This is a genomic window from Halostella limicola (genome assembly GCF_003675875.1).
GTDB lineage: Archaea > Halobacteriota > Halobacteria > Halobacteriales > Natronoarchaeaceae > Halostella > Halostella limicola.
This window is the reverse complement of the sequence record NZ_RCDI01000010.1, coordinates 1-4,265: the sequence shown is the minus strand read 5'-3', so window position 1 is coordinate 4,265 and position 4,265 is coordinate 1. Positions and strand designations below refer to the sequence as shown.

Annotated in this window: 1 tRNA gene and 2 rRNA genes; all 3 read right to left on the bottom strand. The window is 58.1% G+C overall.

The features are described from left to right. Nucleotides 1-72: 72 nt before the first annotated feature. Nucleotides 73-2,988: ribosomal RNA gene (locus tag D8670_RS20515) — 23S ribosomal RNA — on the bottom strand. A 237-nt stretch (nucleotides 2,989-3,225) separates the two neighbouring features. Further along, nucleotides 3,226-3,297, bottom strand: a tRNA-Ala gene (locus tag D8670_RS20510). A 103-nt stretch (nucleotides 3,298-3,400) separates the two neighbouring features. Then, nucleotides 3,401-4,265, bottom strand: a 16S ribosomal RNA gene (locus D8670_RS20505); the annotation flags it as partial.

The window sequence follows — 4,265 nt, the reverse complement described above, 5'->3', positions numbered from 1 at the left end:
CGGTGGCATGAAGCCGTGGTGTACGTGCAATCCAGTTGACGCCTGGACCCGTTCTGTGGGTACAGTGCGATGAGTGTGTGGCGTTGGTCTGTTAGTGCTCGCGGGCTGAACGCCTCGTTGCCTTGGCGCGTACACCCCGAGTCTATCGAACCCGTCTTCTACGGGTGACCTATGGTGGAACCTCTTTTCCAGGTGGGTTTCGAGCTTAGATGCGTTCAGCTCTTACCCCGTGTCACGTGGCTGCCCGGCGCGTGCCCTCTCGGACAACCGGTACACCAGTGGTGACCAATCGGAGTTCCTCTCGTACTATACGATCGTTCCCGTCAGGTTCCGTGACACCCCCAATAGATAGCAGCCGACCTGTCTCACGACGGTCTAAACCCAGCTCACGACCTCCTTTAATAGGCGAACAACCTCACCCTTGCCCGCTTCTGCACGGGCAGGATGGAGGGAACCGACATCGAGGTAGCAAGCCACTCGGTCGATATGTGCTCTTGCGAGTGACGACTCTGTTATCCCTAAGGTAGCTTTTCTGTCATCAATCGCCCGCATCAAGCAGGCTGATTGGTTCGCTAGACCACGCTTTCGCGTCAGCGACACTCGTTGGGAATGTCACTGTCAGACTTCCTTATGCTCTTGCGCTCAGTTCCGGGTCTCCGACCCGGATGAGGAAATCTTGGGGCGCGCTCGATATCTTTTCAAGCGCGTACCGCCCCAGTCAAACTGCCCGGCTACCGGTGTCCTCCTCCCGGAGTGAGGGTCACAGTCACTAACGGGTAGTATTTCAATGCTGTCTCGGCGACGCGCTGGCGCGCGCACCTGTGTATCGACTCCTACCTATGCTGCACATTAGCGACCGTGTCCCAGCGACAGCCTGCAGTAAAGCTCTATAGGGTCTTCGCTTCCCCTTGGGGGTCTCCAGACTCCGCACTGGAACGTACAGTTCACCGGGCCCAACGTTGGGACAGTGACGCTCTCGTTGATCCATTCATGCAAGCCGCTACTGAAGCGGCAAGGTACTACGCTACCTTAAGAGGGTCATAGTTACCCCCGCCGTTAACGGGTCCTTCGCCCCATTGTACTGGGTGTTCAGATACCCGCACTGGGCAGGATTCAGTGACCGTACGAGTCCTTACGGATTTGCGGTCACCTATGTTGTTACTAGACAGTCGGAGCGTCCGAGTCACTGCGACCTGCCTCGTCGGAGGCAGGCATCCCTTATTGCGAACGTACGGGACTAGCTTGCCGAATTCCCTAACGTCGGTTGCTCCCGACAGGCCTTGGCTTTCGCCGCCACGAGCACCTGTGTCGGTTCTTGGTACGAACATCATGCTCCCTTTTCACGGGCTCTAGGTTGACCTGAGTTTCCCTATCCCGCCGTTCGTCCGCTTCCTGCCATTACGGCGTCCACGGAGTTTGACGGTTCGACCGGGCGATAGCCCGGCTCAGGCGACCCCAAAGCGTCGGTTTCACTGCATGATGGCACTGGAATATTAACCAGTTTCCCTGTTGTCTCATTCGACTTACGGTGAGACTTAGGATCGGCTAACCCTCGGCTGATCAGCATTGCCGAGGAACCCTTGCTCGTTCGGCCGTCGGGGTTCTAACCCGACTAACGCTGCTACTATGACCAGGATTTTCGTTACTGGACGGTCCACGCGAGCTCTCGCCCGTGCTTCCACCCGAACAGAACGCCAACCTACTGGATCGCCATGTGACTGGCGCCGCCAGGTCTCGGTGGTGGATTTGAGCCCCGATCATTTTGGGCGCCTCGAACCTCGGCCGGTAAGCTGTTACGCTTTTCTTAGAGGGTAGCTGCTTCTAAGCTCACCTCCCGGCTGTTTAGGGCTCGAGACCACCTTCGATCGCACTTAATCCACACTTGGGGACCTTAACCCGGCTCTGGGTTGTCTCCCTCATGGTGCACAGGCTTACCCCGCACACCGGACTCCCTGCGTCAGCGGCGTTCGTAAGTTCGGAGTTTGACAGGGAGGCCAACTCCTCTCGGAGTTGGGTCTCCCAATCAGTGTCTCTACCTCACGAACTACCTCGGCAGAGGTCATGCTTCGACATGTTTCGGTTGGAACCAGCTGTTGCCGGACTCGATGGGCCTTTCACCCCTATACGTAGGTCACGAGAGGGTATTGTAGGACACCAACTCTAGCAGGCTTCCACGTGCCTTTCGGCACGCTTCACCTTGCCCACGCATAGATCGTCCGGTTTCGGGTCGTGTCCGAATGACTCCCCGCGCTTGAACACGGCGGTCCTGGGGCAGAGCCCTGCGACCATGTCGGTTTCCCTGCGCCTTCCCTGATACTCAGGTTAGACTTGCCATTCAGACACACTCCCTGGTTCGTTTTTCAAAACGTACGACGGAACATCGGCTTCCTCCGATTCTTACTGCAGGCTCGCGCCTGGGTCATTTTTCGGGGGACCTTGTATGCCCCGTCGCTCGATCGCCACCTGATTTCAAGCCCTATTGCACCTCCCGTTGTGGGGTGCTTTTCAGCGTTCGCTCACGCTACTTGTTCGCTATCGGTCTCGAGATGTATTTAGTCTTAGCCGTCAATGCCGGCCGTATTCACGAGGGATATCCAACCCCCGATACTCTGGAGCTGACTCACATCGTACTGGTCTACATTACGGGGTTGTCACCCTGTATCACGCTCCGTTCCAGGAGACTTCATGTAGACGGTCCGATGATGGGGGTCAGTCCGAACACCACATTGCCCGAAGGCTTCGGTTTGGACTGTGTCGCGTTTACTCGCCGTTACTAACGACATCCCGTTTGGTTTCTCTTCCTGCCGGTACTGAGATGTTTCAATTCCCGGCGTTCCCCATTGCGCGAAGCAATTGCGAGGGGATTCCCATTCGGAAATCTCCAGTTCTTACCCTCCGTGCGGGTCCCTGGAGCTTATCGCAGCTTGGCACGTCCTTCATCGGCACTCGAGCCGAGCTATCCACCAGGTGGCACAGTAGCCACGTTGTGGTGCACTACCTCGCTGGTAGTGCGATATATGTCACTGTGACCCGGAGAACGGGTCCAGTGGACGTCTGGATTGCACGTACACACGGCCTCATCGTCCGCCCCAGGGTGTCACCGGGGGCGCACTCAACCCTTCCCAACCGCGCTTTCGCGGGTTGGTGCATCGGTTCGTTCGGATTCAACCGTCGGGGCGATGCCCACTTAAGGGCGTCGGTCCCGTCTGGTGATTCCGAAGTACATGGACCCACTGGGATTCGAACCCAGGGCATCCTCCTTGCAAAGGAGGCACTCTACCGCTGAGCTATGGGCCCGTGTTAGCCTTGGTAGTTCTGAGGTGCCCGGCCGATCGGGCGGGCGGTGGTCGTCGAAGGACGGACCGTGGTGAGCCACCCCGTCGGGGTGGTCTCGGTCGTTAGGAGGTGATCCAGCCGCAGATTCCCCTACGGCTACCTTGTTACGACTTAAGCCCCCTTGCGAAGCCCAGATTCGACCAGGAGTCCTGGCCTCATCCGGACCTCACTCGGGTGCTTTGACGGGCGGTGTGTGCAAGGAGCAGGGACGTATTCACCGCGCCCTGCTGAGGCGCGATTACTACCGAATCCAGCTTCATGAGGGCGAGTTTCAGCCCTCAATCCGAACTACGACCGAGTTTAGGAGATTAGCGTCGCCTCTCGGCGTTGCGTCCCACTGTCTCGGCCATTGTAGCCCGCGTGTCGCCCAGCTCATTCGGGGCATACTGACCTACCGTTGCCCGTTCCTTCCTCCGCTTTGGCAGCGGCAGTCTCCCTAATGTACCCATCAGCCACAAGGGCCATGCTGGCAATTAAGGATGCGGGTCTCGCTCGTTGCCTGACTTAACAGGACGCCTCACGGTACGAGCTGACGGCGGCCATGCACCTCCTCTCAGTAGCTCTGGTAAGCTCATCACACTGACTGTCACTGCTACTGTCGGAGCTGGTGAGATGTCCGGCGTTGAGTCCAATTAAACCGCAGGCTCCTCCGGTTGTAGTGCTCCCCCGCCAATTCCTTTAAGTTTCATCCTTGCAGACGTACTTCCCAGGCGGCTCGCTTCTCGGCTTCCCTACGGCACAGCACAGGCTCGTAGCCTGTGCCACACCTAGCGAGCATCGTTTACAGCTTGGACTACCCGGGTATCTAATCCGGTTCGTGACCCAAGCTTTCGTCCCTCACCGTCGGATCCGTCTTCTCGAGGCGCTTTCGCCACCGGCGGTCCGTCCAGGATTACAGGATTTCACTCCTACCCTGGACGTACCCCTCG